The sequence below is a fragment of the Streptomyces sp. NPDC007901 genome (assembly GCF_042959465.1).
In the GTDB taxonomy this organism is placed as follows: domain Bacteria; phylum Actinomycetota; class Actinomycetes; order Streptomycetales; family Streptomycetaceae; genus Streptomyces.
Map to the genome: position 1 here is coordinate 70,239 of NZ_JBIBKW010000002.1, position 16,199 is coordinate 86,437.

The following is a 16,199-nucleotide window of genomic DNA, read 5'->3' on the forward strand; positions in this document are numbered from 1 at the left end:
CCGTCGCCGGTGCCCGAGCCGGACTCAACAATGTGCCCGACGGACCCCCTTTCCGGTTCACCGTTTTCAGGCCAAAGCCCGGCGATATCGAGACATCTGACGTTTGGCGTCGCCCACGACGTCCCGCATGCCGCACAGGACGACCGTCCCGGACGCCCATTCGGTCTCCGCGAGCAGCCGGCGCGGCAGCCGGGAGCCGATCACCCCGAAGTCGCTGTCGTCCAGTTCGAGATCCCGGTACTCGACCCAGTTCCCCTTCCCGCCCACCACGCACCGGTAGGTGCGCCGGGACGGCCTGGGGCGCATCAGGTACTCGGCGTAGTGGAACGCGCTGCACACCTCGAACCCGACCCGCAGCAGCAGGATCTGGGCGTCGGCGCGGTACAGCCGCGCCATCGGGGAGAGCCGGCCGAGGTGGCTGCGCAGCGGGTGCCGACGCAGCAACTTCCCTGCCCGCGCCCCGAGTCCGGCCAGCGAGGTCTGCGGATGCGCGCTGCGTACGGCGCCGGGCGTCGACCGTACGCACTCGGCGAGCGCCCCCATCGTCGGGCACGCGGTGGCGTCCGGCTCGAACGGCGGCATCCCCCTGCGGTACTCGGCCGCCTCCGGCCCGCTCAGCTCCGCGACGGCCTCCTTGTAGGCCCGGGAGGTGTCGGAGTTCTCGGGCGTGAAGGCGGGCACGATCAGCGTGCCCGCGGGGCCGAGCACGGCCAGCAGCGCGTCCCGGACCAGCTCCGGGGCGACTCCGGTACCGCTCAGCGAGGCGTGCACCATCAGCACACCGCCCCGGCGGACGCCCAACGACCGGAAGAGTTCGGCCAGTCGGTCCAGTTCGGCCTTCCGCGCCACGCCGGCCGCGGTGATCGGGCCGGTCGCCGCGGTGACGGTGGCGGGCGCGGATGCGGACGCGGCGGTCGCGATGGCGGATGCGATGGTGACGGATGCGGTGGGCGCGGCGGTGGCGGACGCGGCGGTCGCGATGGCGGATGCGGTGGTGACGGATGCGGTCGACGCGGCGGTGGCGGACGCGGCGGTCGCGATGGCGGATGCGGCGGTGACGGATGCGGTGGACGCGGCGGTGGCGGATGCGGCAATGGCGGATGCGGTGGCGGTGGACGCGGCGCTGGCGTGGGGCGGTTCGGGTACGCCCGGTCGGTCAGCCACGGCGACCCGCCCACTGCGACCACATGCGGGCCACCAACACGGCCCCGGTCACGGTCAGTTCGGGCTCCGGCAGCAGGGTGAGCGCCGTGAGCGCGCGGGCCGCCTCCTCGTACGCCGCCCGGCCCAGTGCGTCGTCCGCCACGTCCAGCAGGGCACCCGCCGGGCCGACCGGCGGATGCAGGTCGGCGGTCTCGCGCAGGGCCGTGAGCCTGGCCCGGCGGCCGAGGCGCGGGAGGTCCCGGGCGAACTCCTCCGGGGTCACGTCCACCGCCACACCCAGCGCCCCGAACCCGTGCGCGCCGAGCACCAGACCGCTGCCCGCCTCCAGCGGGGTGAGCACGGTCGGGCGGAACGCGTCCGGGTCGGTGCGCCGGTCCGGTGTGTCCTTGTCCAGCAGCTCGTAGGCCCGGCTGAGCCGCTCGACGAACTCGCCGCAGGCCAGCGGCGGGGCCACGGGGACCGGGTAGCAGTCGCGGTAGGGGTCGGCGTCGTCGACGAGCGGGCCGCCCTGGGCCAGCAGCCGGCCGAGCGGGTGCCAGCGCGCGGGGGCGGGGACCTCGTCGACCGGGACCCAGGTCCCCTCACGGTCCGCGCCGGGTCCGGCCGCGCGCACCCGGAAGGCGTCCGGGGCCACGGTGACCTCGATCCGGCCGGGGGCGTCCAGTTGGTAGGTGCCCCAGGTGGGCAGGTGCAGCCGGGTGCCGGGCTGGTCCCAGGAGAGCGTGGCCGGTACCCCCGCGCGCAGGGCCGCGGCGGCGGTCAGCGACATGAACCGGGCCGTGTCGGCGGGGCCGCGCAGGGAGCGGTGCAGGCCGGTGCGCACATAGGGGTGGGCCAGCACCTCGTCCAGGTGCGGGGCGGCCTCGGGGTCGGCGTCCAGGGCCAGCAGCAGCCGCCAGGCGTCCGCCGCGTCCGGCTCGGCCGCCAGCTGCTGCCGGGTCCGGCGCAGCAGCAGCCGGTCCAGCTCCAGGTGGGCCCAGACGAGCCGGTCGGTCCCCAGCACCGCCGGCGCGAAGGAGCGGTCGGTCACCCGGTCGGCGATGCCGTCGACCAGGGAGCGCAGATCGGCGCAGAAGACGCTGGGGTTGTCGAAGCCGTTCTCCGAGCGGTACCGGTGTCCGTACAGGCCGCCGCCGCAGGACCGCAGGACCGGGCAGCGGCGGCAGGTGTCGCTGATCCCGTCGACGCCCGCCTGTCGGGCCCGCACACCGGGGTGCGTGGCGAACTCCGCGAAACCGTGCCGGAAGACGTCGTACCCGGTCTCGGGAGCGCCCGCGTAGGCGGTCTTCAGCCAGTCGGCCTGTTCGAAGGTGCCGTCCGTCTCGATCACGGCGAGGTCGCTGGGCGCCAGCCCCATCGCCTCGGTCAGGGGCGGTCCGCCCCGCAGGGTGCTGAGCACGGAGTCGAAGGTCCGCACCGGCATCGGGCGGCCCTGTTCCTCCCAGCGGTCGAAGACCGCGAGCAGCCAGTCGGCGTAGGGCGTGGCGGCCTGGGCCGGGTTGGGCGGCGGGCTGTCCCAGGTGGAGTGCGGAAGCAGGTAGTCGATCCGCGGCGGGGCGAGCTCGGTGAGGGCGTCGTGCACCGCGACGGGGTCGTTGGCCACGTCGACCGTGCACAGGATCCCGCTGAACAGGTGACGGTACTCGGGTTCCTGCAGCAGCCGGATGCCGCGCACCACGCGGTCGTGGCTGCTGCGTCCCCTGCGGTCCAGCCGGTGCCGGTCGTTGGCCTCGCGGTCGCCGTCCAGGGACACGCTGACCCGCACTCCGAACTCCCGGCAGACGTCCAGATGACGCCGGTTCAGGGTGACCGCGTTGGTGTGCATCCGCAGGTCGAGGGCGGTCAGCGGGGAGAGCGTGCGGGTGAGCTGCGCACAGATGTCCCATAACCGGGCCGGGCCCACCAGCAGCGGCTCGCCGCCGTGCAGGATCACCGAGACGGACTCCAGCGCCCGTGTCTCCGCGTACTCGGCCAGCCGGTCGGCGACGGAACGCACGGTCTCCGGCCGGATGAAGGTAGGGCGGGAGCGCCAGCTCTGGTCGGCGTGCTGGTACACGTAACAGTGGTCGCAGAGCAGATCGCACCTACTGTGGATCTTGAGGACCAGCTGTCTCAGGGGTGGGCTGTCGGGCGACTGGGGCGTCACCGGAAGCAGTGTTGCAGACTTCCCACTCCCGCGATGCCCCAAACCGCATTACTGCGAGAAACATTGACGCGTTGTCAGCGCACTGACGTGGGTACGAGCGGCGCGGTCGTGCGCCGGTGTACCCACGTCCGGGTGCTGTTCTTGAGTCGTTGTCGCTCAGGCGGCCGAGTTGAAGGTGACCGACCGGCTCGAACGGTGCTCGGGGACGTCGGTCACGCGGCCCGCGTCGCGCGCCGCGGAGGCCGCGTTCGGGTTGATGTCCTCCAGGCGGGTGTGCCGGGCGGCCGGCGCGGAGGTGGGGGAGTGCGTCGCGTTGGGCGTCATGATTGTTTCGTCGCTCCGGTTCGGGTGCGCGGAACCGAGACTGGTCCCGATGCTGCGGACCTTATACCAGGAATGCCCCGCGAACCTCTTGTGCACGGACCTGCTTTCCGTACTCATTGACTTCTCAGGCCGGTTTTTCGGGGGCGCGCGAAAGCCTACGGGGGCGCGCACGGCATTCGGGGGGCGTCATGGGGGCTGCAACCACTCCGGTTCCGAGCACCACGCTGGACGATCAGGATCTGCCGCCGCTGTTCCGTTCGAGTGATCAGTGGGCGTTACGTCATCAGAGTGACTCGTTCCGAGCGGTGCGTACGCATCTGCTCCTGCTGCTTCTGGCCACCGCGGCCGCCGTGTTGACCGAACAGGCGTCCGGGCACGTCATGACGGTGCTGGCCGCGGTGCTGTACGGGCTGACGATAGCCCTCGGTCTGAGCACCTCGCGCCGCCGTTCCCGCGCTCACTGGCAGGCGCACCGGGCGGCCGCCGAGCTGACGAAGACGCTGGCCTGGCAGTACATGGTGCACGGCGGGCCCTTCCACTCCGATGTCGCCGACCCGGACGCGGTGTTCGCGGAGCGCCTCGAGGACCGCCTGCGCGAGCTGCGCAAGTGCGGCTGGGAGGACTCCCGCGACGGGGTCGGGGAGCGCGGCAAGGGGCAGATCACGCCGCGGATGCGCGCGGAGCGGGCCAAGTCGTACCCGGCGCGCCGGGACCTCTATCTGCGCGACCGGCTCCTGGAGCAGACGGTCTGGTACAAGAACCGGGCCACGCGCGCGCACCGCGCCGCCGCGCGCTGGTCGAGCGTCACCGCGGGCCTGACGCTGTTCGCCCTGGCCGCCGCCCTGCTGCGGACCGTCGGCCTGCTCGGCGGCGCGGACCTCGCGGGGCTGCTCAGCGCGGCAGCCGCGGCCGGTGTCGCCTGGCAGGAGGTACGGCGGCACGGCCCGCTGACCCAGGCTCACTCCCTCATCGAACAGGACCTGGAGACCACCCGCATCGCCATGTCCACCACGGTGACGGAGGCGGGCTGGGCCGAGGCGGTGGAGGAGGCCGAACGCCTGATGTCCCCGGCGCACACGGAGTGGCTGGTGCGCTTCGGCAACTGAGGTGCCGTCAGTGGGGTGGTGTCCGGGACGGCCCGGCGTCACTCCCGCCGTACCCCCGGCTGCCACAGCACCGTCACCGGCACCCCGAGGCGCCGGGCGTAGGCCACCACGTCGCCGGTGCCGCCCGGGCCGCGCGCGGGCCGGCCGTCCCATACGGCGATCAGGTGGTCGGAGTGTTCCACGACCCAGCAGCCCGCCGCGAAGTACGCCTGTTCGTGCGTCGGTTGGAGGGGCAGGTCGACACGGGTCGTACAGGATCTCAGGATCCTGCGGTACGTCGCCCGCGCTTCCTCGTCGCCCAGATGGGCCTCGTAGTCCATGCCCGGGATCACGGCCGTCACCGGGACGCCGTGGGCCAGGGCGATGTCCGCGAACAACTGGTCGGCGCCGGCCGCGAGGCAGCTGAGGGCCTCCAGCTCCACGTCCGTACGGCTCAACTGACGCCGTAGCTCGGAGCGGACGAACGGCAGGACGGACGGCGGGATCGAACGGTGCCCGGTCACTCCGACACGGGTGACGGCGAGGCGGGTGACCGCTGCCGCCCCGGCGAGGTACTCGGTGAGTTCGGCTGTCACGGAACGTCCCCTCCCGTCACCATCGGTGAGTACAGCCTAATCCAGACACGACAAGGTGCGCAGGGGGCGCATCGACTCACATCCCGTACGCCCTAGGCGGCCAGCGGATCCAGCACCAGCGGCTCGATCCGGCCTTCCAGCATCGCCCCGATGCCCTGGACCACACACACGTCCGGCCGTTCCGCGATGTGCACCGGCATCCCGGTGGCCTCTCGCAGCAGTTGGTCGAAGCCGGGCAGCAGCGCCGAGCCGCCGACCATCATGATTCCGCGGTCGGCGAGATCGGCGACCAGGTCGGGCGGGCAGTCCCGCAGCACCTTCCCGATCCCGTCGAGCACGGCCGTCAGCGGGGTCTGGATGGCGTCCCGGACGGCCGCGGTGTCCACCTGCACGCTGCGGGCGAGCCCGGTGACCACGTCCCGGCCGTGGATCTCCGTCGACGCCGGCCCCTGCGGGGTGAGCCCGTTGCCGGACAGGGCGAGCTGCAATGGCCGTACCGACTGGCTCGGCAGCATCAGCTCGTGCTCGTGCCGCAGGTGCTGCACGATCGCGTGGTCCACGGACTCGCCGCCGACCGGCAGCCGCTCGGCGCACACGATGGACCCCAGGGACAACACGGCGACCTGCGTCGCGGCGGCCCCGCACACCAGGATCATGGTCGCCTCGGGCCGCTCCACGGGCATCCCGCACCCCACGGCGGCGGCGATCAGCGTGTCGACCAGCTCCACCCGCCGCGCCCCCAGCCCCACCAGCGTCTCGATGGTCGCCCGCTGGGCCAGCGGATCGGCGTCGTGCGGGGTGCAGGCCGCCGCGCGCAGCCGGGGCTTGCGGCGCAGCATCCGGCGGATCTTGTCGCCGAGCAGATGCCGCAGCATCCGCTGGGCCATCTCGATGTCGACGATGGTGCCGCCGGAGATGGGGCGCACGACACGGATGTAGTCGGGCGTACGGCCCGTCATCTTCTCCGCGAACTCGCCGACGGCGATCAGGGCGCCGGTACGGGTGTTCACGGCGGCGACGGAAGGCTGGTCGACGACCAGGCCCATGCCCTTCACATACACCCGGGTGCGGGCGGCCCCCAGATCGACGGCGAAATGGCAGCGGCGCAACTGCTCCAGACTGACGGTCACGGCAGATCCTCCCGAGTGCGCGGGCCGTGTGGGCTGACACCGCCGGTCGGCGGCCTGCTTCGCATCCTCCGGGCGATCAGGACGGCGCGCCTTCGGGAGGGGGCCGGGCGGGGCGCGGCTGAATGGGGGGTTTCGCGGTCCGGAGTGGCGCACGGCGGCCCCGCCGCGGTGGACGGCGCCCCCCCTGCCGCCTCCCTCCCCGGGCGGGGCCCCGCCCGGGCGCCTTCCCGCCACCGCCGCCCGGCACCCGGGCACCACAAGCACCGTGACGCCCTTCGCGAGAAGACGGTCCCCGTGCGCTGGTCGGCCGAGGCCTCGGCGAGCGACGACCGGGGCGGCAAGGTCACCCAGGAGGTGGTCCGGGCGGTGGCGGTGCGGTGAGGTCGGTTCCGGGGTGGTCCACGATCCCGCGGATCACCCCGAGCTCCACCAGGTCCTGGGGCCGGATGCGGAGCTGGTCGGCGGTGGCCTCGGTCTCCTCCAGGGGGCGTTTGAGGATCGCCGCCGCCAGTTCGGGGGCGATGACGGAGAAGTAACTGTCGGGCGTGGCCCAGGTGTTGCGGGGTGCGGCCAGGGCCAGCGCCCCGCCGGAGCCGCCCTCGCCGATGACGAGGGTGGTGATCGGAGTGCGGGCCGCCGCCACCTCGGCGAACAGCTCGGCGATCGCCGCTCCCGCGCCCTGCCGTTCCGCCTCGGCGTCATGGGCGGCGCCCGGGGTGTCGACGAGGGTCAGCACGGGGATGCCGAGCCGGTCCGCGAGCCGTATCAGCCGGGCGGCGGTCCGGTACCCGGCGGGCCGGGTCGCCGTGCCGGTCTGCGCGGCGAAGGCCACGCCACGGCCGTCGCGCTCGCCGAACCCGCACAGCATCCCGTCCGGATCCGCGCCGCCGCACCGGTCGCCGGACAGGGCGACCCGGCGGGTGAAGCAGGCGTCCAGGTAGGCCTCGGCGCGCGGGCGGCGCGGGGAGCGGGCCCGCAGGACGGCCTCCCAGCCGGTGGCGGGCAGCCCGCTGTCACCGAGGGCGGTAGGCGGGTCGGCGGGGGCCGTGGCCGGTGCGGTCAGCAGCCGCAGCCACAGCCCCAGCACCTGCTTCAGCTCCTCGACGGCCACCACGGCGTCCGCCGACCCCGCCGCGACCTGGGCCTCCGCCGTGTACGCGGCCGGGTCGGCGTCCGGCGGGCGGACCCGGGAGCCCGCGAAGCCGACCTGCGCGCCGGGCAGGGCCAGGACGACGTCCGCGCCGGCGCCGAGGGTGGCCCAGCCGCCCCCGGTCGTCGGATCGCGCAGGACGGCGATCTGCGGCAGCCCCGCCTCCCGGGTGAGCGCCGACTGCCGTGCCACCCGCTGGAGTTGGGAGAGGGCGAGCATGCCCTCCTGCATCCGGCTGCCGCCGGTCGCCACCAGCGGCACCACCGGCAGCCGGTGGGCGCGGGCATGGACGTACGCCGCCTCCAGCCGGTCCCCGGTCCGCTCGCCCAGCGAGCCGCCGAGGAACCCGAACTCGAAGGCGATCAGCACGGCTTCGGTGCCCTCGACGCGCGCGGTCCCGACGACGACGGACTCCTCCTCGCCGGTGCGCTCGGCGGCGCGGGCGCGCGAGGCGTCGTACCCCTGCCAGGCGAGGGGGCCGTCGGGGCGGGACCGCCGTACCGGGGGCAGGAGTTCGGTGAAGGTGTCCGGGTCGGTGACGAGGCCGAGGATCCGCCGGGCGGAGAGCCGTCCGACCGTCTCCTCAGGCACCCAGGGCCCGCTTCATGATCTTCCCCATGTCGTTGCGGGGGAGGGCGTCCAGGTGGTGGACGACGCGGGGCCGCTTGTGCGGGGCGAGCCGGGCGGCGACATGGTCCGCCAACTCCGGCAGCGACGGCGGCGCCTGCGGATCCGCCGGGACGATCCAGGCGACGACCCGCTCGCCCAGGTCCGCGTCCGGCTCCCCGGTGACGGCGGCCTCCAGCACCCCCGGATGCTCCAGGAGCGCGTTCTCGATCTCACCGGCCCCGATCTTGTAACCCCCGCTCTTGATCAGGTCGGTGGCCTTGCGTCCGACGATCCGCACCGAGCCGTCCGGCTCGCGCACGGCCATGTCCCCGGTGCGGAACCAGCCGTCGGCGGTGAACGCGGCGGCCGTGGCGTCCGGCCGGTTGAGGTACTCGGTGAACAGGTTCGGGCCGCGCACCTGGATCTCCCCGACGGTCTCCCCGTCGAGGTCCGCGATCGCCGTCCCGTCCTCCTCCACCAGCCGCAGCTCCACACCCGGCAGGGGGACGCCCACCGTTCCGGCCGGCGCCTCCCGGTCCGCCCGCATGCTGGTGTTCATCAGCGTCTCGGTCATCCCGTAGCGCTCGATGACCCGCCGTCCGGTCGCGGCCGCGATCCGCTCGTGGTCGTGCAGGGGCAGCGCCGCCGAGCCGGAGACCAGCAGCCGGGCCCGGCCGAGCGCCTTGGCCAGTTCGGGGTCGTCGGGCAGGGCCTCGGCGATGCGGTGGTACATGGTCGGGACGCCGAACATCATGGTCCCGCCGTCGTTCAGCTCCCGGGTGACCCCGGCGGTGTCGAACCGCCCGAGGTGCCGCACGGAACCGCCGCGCCGCAGCGGCCCGAGGATCCCCAGCACGAGCCCGTGCACATGGAAGAGCGGAAGGCCGTGCACGAGGGTGTCCTCGCCGGTCCACTGCCAGGCGTCGGCCAGTGCGTCCAGGGTCGCGACCAGCGCGCGGCGCGGGACGACGGCGCCCTTGGGCGGGCCGGTGGTACCGGAGGTGTAGACGACGAGGGCGGGGTCGTCCTCGGCGGTACGGTCCTCGGGCACCGGGCCGGCGGCCCGCACGTCGACGTCGATCCGGGGCAGAGCGGCCACGGCCGGCGGGAGGACGGCACCCGGGGCCGCCAGCACCGCGGAGGGCGCGCTGTCGGTGAGGATGTGCGCGAGTTCCTTCTCACCCGACCTGGGGTTGAGCGGTACGGCGGCCCGGCCGGCGAGCAGCACACCGACGACGGCGACGGCCGTCTCCAGTTCCGGGGTCGTCCACACGGCGACCCGCTCGGCGTCCCGGACCCGGGCGGCGACGGCCCCCGCCGCGGCGGCGACCTCCCCGTACGTCAACGACCTCGCGCCGAACCGCAGGGCCACCTTCCCCCGGGCTCCGTCCGGGGGGACCCCCATCTCGCTGCGCTCGCCCGGACCGTCCACCAACGCCGGAAACAGAAGGGACACGCGACGACTCCTCACATCGGACACCCAGGTCGGAACCTCGACAGCCCCTTCCTACACCAGGTCCCGAGACCACGCGGTTCCCGGCGCCTCTTATCCGGCCGGGACGGATGGGCCGGTCTGCGCCACCACGTCGGCCACCACGTCGGCCACGACGCAGCTCACGTTGTCCGCCCCGCCGACCGCGTTCGCCTCCTCGACCAGCACCCGCACCGCGCCCCCCGGCTCCGCCCCGCCCTCCAGCAGCTCCCGGATCCGCTCGTCGGGAACCGCCCTGCTCAGCCCGTCCGAGCACAGCAGGTACCGGTCCCCGCCCCGGGCCTCGTGCAGCTTCAGGTCCGGGACCGCCTCCGCGCCTCCCGACAGCGCCTTGGCCAGCAGCATCCGCTGCGGGTGGCTGTCCGCCTCCTCCGGTGTCAGCCGCCCCTCGTCGATCAGCGACTGCACGACGGTGTGGTCGTGCGTGATCCGGAACAGCTCCCCGTCCCGCAGGAGATACGCCCGCGAGTCCCCGATGTGCACGAGGGCCAGCCGGGACCCGGTCCACAGCAGCGCGGTGAGCGTCGTACCGACGTCCGCGCTGCCCCCGGCCACCTCCCGCACGGCCGCACCGGCCGAACGCACCGCGTCCTCCAGGAGGTTCAGCACGCTGCCCGCCGGGAGCTCCTCGTCCTCCAGGAACTTCAGCGCCTCCACGGCGGCGGCACTGGCCCGCGCCCCGGCCGCTCCCGTCCCGTCGGCGACGGCCAGCAGCCGCCGCCCCGCGTACGCGGTGTCCTGGTTGGCCGGCCGGACGAGCCCCCGGTCCGAGTGGGCGGCATAACGCAGTTCGAGCATGGTCGTGGTGTCCCTTCGCGCCTCTTCTCCCGACAGGTGGTCGACGAGAAACGCGGCCAGATCCCGCCGTACGACGGTCTCCGCCTCGACACGCGCCCAGTACGCCCGTATCTCCTGGGCGGCCCGGCCCGCCGGCAGCCCGCACACCTCGCGGATCAGCGCCAACGGCATCCCCAGCCGCCGCAGCCAGGCCACCAGCCGCGCGCGTTCCAGCTGTGCGGCGGTGTAGTACCGGTAGCCGGTGTCCGGGTCGACCCGGGCGGGCCGCAGCAGGTCCAGCTCGTCGTAGAGCCGCAGTGCCTTCGGCGACAGCCGGCAGGCCTTCGCGAACGCTCCGATGGTCATCCACTGCATGCGCTGCCTCGCGTTCCTCGACGTCCGCCATCGATGCTGGGGCTTCACCGAAGGTGAAGGTCAACGGGTCAACGGCTAGCCTGCCGAAGAACGCAAGCGCCGAAGAGCGCAAGAACGCAAGAGCGCAGGAGCGCAGCCGCCGTCAGCCAAGGGAGCCCCCGCCGTGTCCCGCATAGCCCTCGCCACCTACGACCCCGGCACCGAGCCGAGCAAGGACCAGGACCTGCCGGTGCTGCTGCGCGCGCTGGCCGCCGCCGGGGTGGACGCCGTCGCGCACCCGTGGGACGACCCGGAGGTGGAGTGGGGCGGCTACGACCTGGTCGTCGTCCGCTCGACCTGGGACTACAGCTGGCGTGCGGACGAGTTCGTGGCGTGGGTGGAGGGGGTGGGGAAGGCGACGAGGATCCTCAACCCGGCCGCGGTGCTCCGGTGGAACACCGACAAGCGGTATCTCGGCGACCTCGCGGCGGCCGGGGTGCCCGTCGTGCCGACCCGGTATGTGGCACCGGGGGACCCGGCCGGGCTCGCCGATCTCCCGGCCGACCGCGACTTCGTCGTCAAGCCCACCTTCGGCGCCGGCGCCCGGTTCGCCGCCCGCTACACGCCCGCCGAGTACGGGACGGCCGTACGGCACCTCGCCCGGATGCTCGACGAGGGCCTGACCGCGATGGTGCAGCCGTACGTCTCCGGGATCGACGTCAGCGGGGAGCGGGCGCTGCAGTTCTTCGGCGGGCGGCTGCTGCACGCCAGCCGCAAGCGGGCCGTGCTCACCCGGGGCACGGCGTACGACGCGGAGAAGGTCGCCCACCCCGACCTGGAGCCGTGGACCCCGACCCCGGCCGAACTCGCCGTCGCGGACCACGCGTTGGCCGCCGTACCGGAGGCTTCCGAGCTGCTGTACGCGCGGGTGGACCTGGTCGACGGGGAGGACGGGCGGCCGCGGGTGATGGAGCTGGAGCTGATCGAGCCGAACCTGTTCCTGTTCCTGCACCCCGGTTCGGTGGACGCGGTGGTGGCGGCGATCATCGGCGCGGCACGTCGTCGATGACGGCGGTGCGCTGCAGCAGCCCCCAGGTGAACTCCGCGACCGCCTGACGTCCGTCGGGGAGGGTGAGGGCCAGGCCCCAGCGAGTGGGGGCGGTGCCCTCCAGGGGGCGGGCGGGGGCGAAGGCGCGGGCGGCCTCGTCGAGGGTGCAGGACCAGGGGGTGAGGTCCTCGAAGGTCTCCAGTCTCGGGGCCGGGGCGCCGGGGGCGCGGACCAGCCATTCGTTCCACACCGCGCCGCCGGCCCCGACCAGGACCTCGAAGCGGAGGGTGGGCCAGAGGGGGAGCGGCCACTGCCAGACCGCGCATTCCAGGTCGCCGACCGTGCGTTTGCTCTCCGCGTCCGGTGGGCCGAGGACCGAGAGGTAGCGGGCCGCCGCCGACCGGGAGCGGGGCGAGCGGACCATCGCCTGCCAGCGCTTGTTGGCCTCCCGCATGTCCGCGAGCGAGGCGCCCAGGGCGCGGCGGGCGTCCTCGACCAGGTCCGGATTGTGGTCGGCCATGCGGCGCAGGAGCACCAGCTGGAAGTCCAGTTGCATGGGACCCATGGTGCACATGCGCGTGCCCGGCTCGTTCCCGGCCATTGCCCGGGGAATCCTCGGTGGTTAGCCTGTGTTCGTCATGCCGATCGCCTGTTGATATCTCGAACGGCTCCGCCGCTCCGACGAGATCTGGCGCTTACCCAAGGGAGGGGGCCGGACGTGGGACGCCTTGTGCCTGCCGTGACCCGGGCTCTCGACATTCTTGAGCTCTTCCTGGACGGGGACGGGACCCTCTCCGCCCCCGACATAGTGCGCAAACTCCAGCTGCCGCGAACCACCGTGCACGAGCTGGTGACCACGCTCTCCGCCCGCTCGTACATCGTGCCCGTACCCGGACAGCCCGGACGTTACCGGCTCGGAGTCCGTCCGTACCAGCTCGGCAGCCGGTACGCCGAGCAGCTCGACCTCGCCGCCGAGGGCCAGCAGGTCGCCCGGTCGGTCGCCGAGACCTGCGACGAGACCGTCCATGTGGCGATCCTCGAAGGCACCGACGTCATCTACATCGCCAAGGTCGACTCCACGCACGCCGTCCGCATGGTCTCCGCCGCCGGCCGCCGGCTGCCCGCCCACTGCACCTCGGTCGGCAAGATGCTGCTGGCCTCGCTGCCGGAGCCGGAGCTGTCCGCGCGCATCCCGGACGACGCCGACCTGGTCCGGATGACCCCGAACAGCATCACCGAGCCGGACGCCCTGCGCGAGGCCCTCGCCGAGATCCGCGCGCGCGGCATCGCCGTGGAGAGCCGCGAGTCCAACCCGGACGTCTCCTGTGTCGCCGCGCCGGTCCGGGACCGCACCGGCCAGGTCGTCGCGGCGCTCTCCATCTCCGTCCCGATGATCCGCTGGAGCGACGAGCGGCGGGGCGAGCTGGAGCAGCTCGCGGCCAAGGGCGCCGCCGAACTCTCCGAGCGCCTCGGCCACCGGAGCGTGGCATGACGACGACGGCGTACGAGGTCGCGGTGGCTGCGGAGGCGACCCTCGGCGAGGGTCCGACCTGGGACCCGGCCACCGGCCGTCTCCTCTGGATCGACATACTCGGCTCCCGCGTGCACACCTACGACCCGGCGACGGGCCGCCGTACGGTCCGCACCACGGACCAGCACGTCGGTGCGGTCAAGCCGCGCGCCGGGGGCGGTCTGGTCCTCAACCTCCGGGACGGTGTCGCCCTCCTCGACCCCGACGACACGCTCCGCTGGCTCCACCGCGAGCCGGTCCCCGGCCGCCGGGCCAACGACGCGGCCGTCGCCCCCGACGGCTCCCTCTGGGCCGGCACCATGCGCTACGACGAGGCGTCGGGCGGGGGCACCCTGTCGCGGGTGACGGCCGACGGCACGGCGACGACGCTGCTGGCGGACGTCACGGTCAGCAACGGCACGGGCTGGAGCCCGGACGGCCGGCACGTCTACTACATCGACACCCCGACCCACCGGGTGGACGTCTTCGACTACGACGGCGAACTCCCCTCCAACCGCCGCCCGTTGGTGACCATCGAGGAGGGCGCCGGCTTCCCCGACGGCCTGACGGTCGACGCGGACGGCTGTGTGTGGGTGGCGCTGTGGGACGGGGGAGCGGTGCGCCGCTACACGCCGACGGGTGAACTGGACCGGGTCATCACGCTGCCGACCCCGCGTACGACGGCCTGCGCGTTCGGCGGCGCGGATCTGACGGACCTGTACGTCACGACGGCCCGGGTCGGCCTGGAGCGGCCGCATCCGACGGCGGGTTCGCTGCTGGTGATTCCGGGCGCCGGGAAGGGCGTGGCCCAACCGGCGTTCGCGGGATAGACGCCGGTTTGGCTTCGCGTTCGGCTGCGGGTGGGCGGGGGCTGGTCGCGCTCCGCGGCGGAGCCGCTGATCGATGCGGCCCCGCGCCCCTGACGGGGCGCTGTCCGGCCCTCGTCACCCGGGTCCGTACCGCCTCGATCTCCTCGGGGTGTCGCAGGACCCGGGACACCGCCCCGATCTCCTGGAGGAGGCGGGCGGTGTCCGGACCGCGGTCGGTGGGCTCGATGCCACGCCCCCAGGTGTCGACGGCGTCCAGGATGCTCACCGCCGACGCCAGTGCGCGGGCCCGGTCGGGTGGGTGGCCGAGGCCGAGGGCCGCGTCGTAGGAGCGGCGGTCGAGGTCGGTGTCGATGCGGCGGGTGAGGGGGAGGAGGACGTCGCGGATGAAGGTCTCGCGGCGGGTGAGGCGCAGTTCGGGGGTGGCGCGCAGGACGAAGGGGACGCCGTCGCCGTGCACGGTCCGGGTCAGCCGGTACAGCGGCCGCAGCTCGCGGTGGGCGAGCCGGATCCGCCAGCGGTCGTGCAGGTACTGGCCGGCGTGGGGGAGGATGAAGCCGACGGCGATGAGGATGGCGGCGAGGGCGGCGACGGGCGGGGCCAGGTCGGTGCTGAGCCAGTCCAGGTCCGCGCCGGACCAGCGGGCGCCGACCGCGACCAGCTTGGCCGCGTCGAAGATCAGGTTGAGCAGGTAGCCGACGCCGAGCAGCTTCAGCCCCCAGCGCAGCCAGGCGTCGAGGCCCTCGGTGCGCACCCAGTTCCAGATCAGCCGTGAGGTGATGACGCAGGCCAGGCAGTGGGCGACGAGGTAGAGCAGGATCTCCGCGCCCATGAACGGGGTGGTGGCGTAGTAGGTGTCGAGGTCCCGGGGCCGCTCCACCGGCACGTCGGCGAGCGCGAACAGCAGCCACAGCGCGGCGATCACCCCGGCGTAGCCGGAGATCACCCAGCGGATCGCGCGCCGGGTGGGCGCCGAGCGGTCGGAGAGGCCGTTGCGCCAGGCGATGATCAGCAGCAGACAGGAGGCGCCGACCGCGGTGAGCAGCGAATAGCACCAGGGCGCCGAGATGTTGGGCACGCCGGCCCACCGGTTCACGGCGGTGATCGTCGAGGGGCTGCAGAACACGAACACCGCGCAGCCGAGCAGCAGCAGTCCGCCGACCGCGCGCAGCAGCGGATCGCGCCAGAGCCGGACGATGCTGGGCAGCTTGATCACCAGGGCGGTGGTCAGCACAGCGGTCGGGATCCAGAAGGAGATGTAGAACTCGCTGAGGAACCGCGAGGGGTTCAGCGCCGGCGAGGCGGTCGTCACCGTGCCGCCCCACCGCGCCCGCGATAGCCGAGGGACCGCTGGACGGGGTCGGGCGGGGTGCGGTCCGGCTTCTCGACGTACGGCCGGAAGGCGGTCGCCAGCCGGTACCCGAAGTCGTCGGCCTCGGCCTCGTCGCTCTCCCGGGAGCCGTTGCGCGCGGCCACCGTCAGCGCCCGCTCCCGCCAGCCGGGCTGGTCCGCCAGTGCCCGCGCCGCCGCCGGGCCGACCCCGTGCTGGTGCCGGTGCCCGGCGTGCAGATGCCACAGTTCATGGCCGAGGATGACCAGTTGCTGCACGGCCTCGGCCCGCTCCTCGACGATGACCAGGTCGAAGTCCTGGAACTCCACCCACAGCCCGGTGACCTCGATCTCGTCCGGGAACCGCTCGAACCGCAGCTCCACCGGACGCCCCGCGCGCCGCACGGCCATCTCCTCGCACAGCGCCCGGCACAGCTCGCCCACCCCGGCGGGCGGGTGCGGCCGGGCGCGGACGGCGGCGGCGAGGTCGGCGGCGAGGACACGCATCCCCGCGTTCGTCCGGGAGCGCCAGGGACGCAGCCTCGCGGCGATCCGGGCCCACCGGTGCCGCGCGCCGGCCAAGTCCATCGCTCCCCCTTCGCACCGCCCCCACGGCGGTCGCCGCGCTGCGTCGGCCGGTCCGAGATTACGCGTCCCG

At 73.8% G+C, this 16,199-nt stretch carries 16 protein-coding genes; 5 read left to right on the forward strand and 11 right to left on the reverse strand.

Features of this window, described 5'->3' with window-relative positions:
- Window positions 1–66: 66 nt before the first annotated feature.
- The 3 genes from ACFZDK_RS05990 to ACFZDK_RS06000 all read right to left on the reverse strand — a co-directional run bounded on the left by ACFZDK_RS05990 (window position 67) and on the right by ACFZDK_RS06000 (window position 3,634).
- A complete protein-coding gene (locus tag ACFZDK_RS05990; protein WP_390970202.1) occupies window positions 67–1,164 on the reverse strand; it encodes an AAC(3) family N-acetyltransferase in 1,098 nt (365 codons plus the stop codon).
- On the reverse strand, window positions 1,157–3,310 hold the full coding sequence (fxsBH, locus tag ACFZDK_RS05995) for a radical SAM/SPASM protein FxsBH, inactivated beta-hydroxylase extension form (RefSeq protein ID WP_390970204.1): 2,154 nt from the start codon (window positions 3,308–3,310) through the stop codon (window positions 1,157–1,159). Before fxsBH ends, ACFZDK_RS05990 begins: the two co-directional genes overlap by 8 nt.
- A 156-nt stretch (window positions 3,311–3,466) precedes the next feature.
- Window positions 3,467–3,634 carry a hypothetical protein gene (locus tag ACFZDK_RS06000; RefSeq protein WP_390970206.1) on the reverse strand — a complete coding sequence of 56 codons (168 nt, stop codon included), beginning with the start codon at window positions 3,632–3,634 and terminating at the stop codon, window positions 3,467–3,469.
- 188 nt (window positions 3,635–3,822) lie between these two features.
- Between ACFZDK_RS06000 and ACFZDK_RS06005 the strand changes: the two genes are divergently transcribed.
- Entirely contained in the window at window positions 3,823–4,740 is a 918-nt protein-coding gene (locus ACFZDK_RS06005; RefSeq protein ID WP_390970208.1) for a DUF4231 domain-containing protein, read from the forward strand.
- A gap of 38 nt (window positions 4,741–4,778) precedes the next feature.
- Here ACFZDK_RS06005 and ACFZDK_RS06010 read toward each other — a convergent pair whose 3' ends face one another.
- Both ACFZDK_RS06010 and ACFZDK_RS06015 read right to left on the reverse strand, forming a co-directional pair.
- Complete coding sequence (locus ACFZDK_RS06010; protein WP_390970210.1) at window positions 4,779–5,315, reverse strand: hypothetical protein; 537 nt, start codon at window positions 5,313–5,315, stop codon at window positions 4,779–4,781.
- 92 nt (window positions 5,316–5,407) lie between these two features.
- Window positions 5,408–6,445 carry a rod shape-determining protein gene (locus tag ACFZDK_RS06015; RefSeq protein WP_355710812.1) on the reverse strand — a complete coding sequence of 346 codons (1,038 nt, stop codon included), beginning with the start codon at window positions 6,443–6,445 and terminating at the stop codon, window positions 5,408–5,410.
- Between the two features lie 168 nt (window positions 6,446–6,613).
- Between ACFZDK_RS06015 and ACFZDK_RS06020 the strand changes: the two genes are divergently transcribed.
- Window positions 6,614–6,826, forward strand: coding sequence for a hypothetical protein (locus ACFZDK_RS06020; RefSeq protein WP_390970212.1), 213 nt, complete (start codon window positions 6,614–6,616; stop codon window positions 6,824–6,826).
- Here the strand turns inward: ACFZDK_RS06020 and ACFZDK_RS06025 are convergent.
- The 3 genes from ACFZDK_RS06025 to ACFZDK_RS06035 form a co-directional block, all read right to left on the reverse strand.
- Entirely contained in the window at window positions 6,789–8,186 is a 1,398-nt protein-coding gene (locus ACFZDK_RS06025) for a carboxyl transferase domain-containing protein (protein ID WP_390970214.1), read from the reverse strand. The genes ACFZDK_RS06020 and ACFZDK_RS06025 overlap by 38 nt on opposite strands.
- On the reverse strand, window positions 8,179–9,660 hold the full coding sequence (locus ACFZDK_RS06030) for an AMP-binding protein (protein WP_390970216.1): 1,482 nt from the start codon (window positions 9,658–9,660) through the stop codon (window positions 8,179–8,181). Before ACFZDK_RS06030 ends, ACFZDK_RS06025 begins: the two co-directional genes overlap by 8 nt.
- A gap of 90 nt (window positions 9,661–9,750) precedes the next feature.
- A complete protein-coding gene (locus tag ACFZDK_RS06035; RefSeq protein ID WP_390970217.1) occupies window positions 9,751–10,848 on the reverse strand; it encodes a MerR family transcriptional regulator in 1,098 nt (365 codons plus the stop codon).
- A gap of 163 nt (window positions 10,849–11,011) precedes the next feature.
- Here ACFZDK_RS06035 and ACFZDK_RS06040 point away from each other — a divergent pair, with 163 nt between their 5' ends.
- Window positions 11,012–11,896, forward strand: a complete 885-nt coding sequence (locus tag ACFZDK_RS06040) for a RimK family alpha-L-glutamate ligase (RefSeq protein WP_390970219.1) — start codon at window positions 11,012–11,014, stop codon at window positions 11,894–11,896.
- Here the strand turns inward: ACFZDK_RS06040 and ACFZDK_RS06045 are convergent.
- A complete protein-coding gene (locus tag ACFZDK_RS06045; RefSeq protein ID WP_390970221.1) occupies window positions 11,871–12,476 on the reverse strand; it encodes a hypothetical protein in 606 nt (201 codons plus the stop codon). The genes ACFZDK_RS06040 and ACFZDK_RS06045 overlap by 26 nt on opposite strands.
- A gap of 117 nt (window positions 12,477–12,593) precedes the next feature.
- On the opposite strand from ACFZDK_RS06045, the gene ACFZDK_RS06050 reads away from it, so the two are divergent.
- Window positions 12,594–13,367, forward strand: a complete 774-nt coding sequence (locus ACFZDK_RS06050; protein WP_390970223.1) for an IclR family transcriptional regulator C-terminal domain-containing protein — start codon at window positions 12,594–12,596, stop codon at window positions 13,365–13,367.
- Complete coding sequence (locus tag ACFZDK_RS06055; protein WP_390970224.1) at window positions 13,364–14,215, forward strand: SMP-30/gluconolactonase/LRE family protein; 852 nt, start codon at window positions 13,364–13,366, stop codon at window positions 14,213–14,215. Before ACFZDK_RS06050 ends, ACFZDK_RS06055 begins: the two co-directional genes overlap by 4 nt.
- Here the strand turns inward: ACFZDK_RS06055 and ACFZDK_RS06060 are convergent.
- Both ACFZDK_RS06060 and ACFZDK_RS06065 read right to left on the reverse strand, forming a co-directional pair.
- Window positions 14,109–15,524, reverse strand: a complete 1,416-nt coding sequence (locus tag ACFZDK_RS06060) for an MAB_1171c family putative transporter (RefSeq protein WP_390970226.1) — start codon at window positions 15,522–15,524, stop codon at window positions 14,109–14,111. The two genes, ACFZDK_RS06055 and ACFZDK_RS06060, sit on opposite strands and share 107 nt — an antisense overlap.
- Window positions 15,521–16,129: a toxin-antitoxin system, toxin component family protein gene (locus ACFZDK_RS06065; protein WP_390970228.1), complete on the reverse strand. Its 609-nt coding sequence runs from the start codon at window positions 16,127–16,129 to the stop codon at window positions 15,521–15,523. The genes ACFZDK_RS06060 and ACFZDK_RS06065 overlap by 4 nt, the downstream gene beginning before the upstream one ends.
- Between the last annotated feature and the right edge of the window lie 70 nt (window positions 16,130–16,199).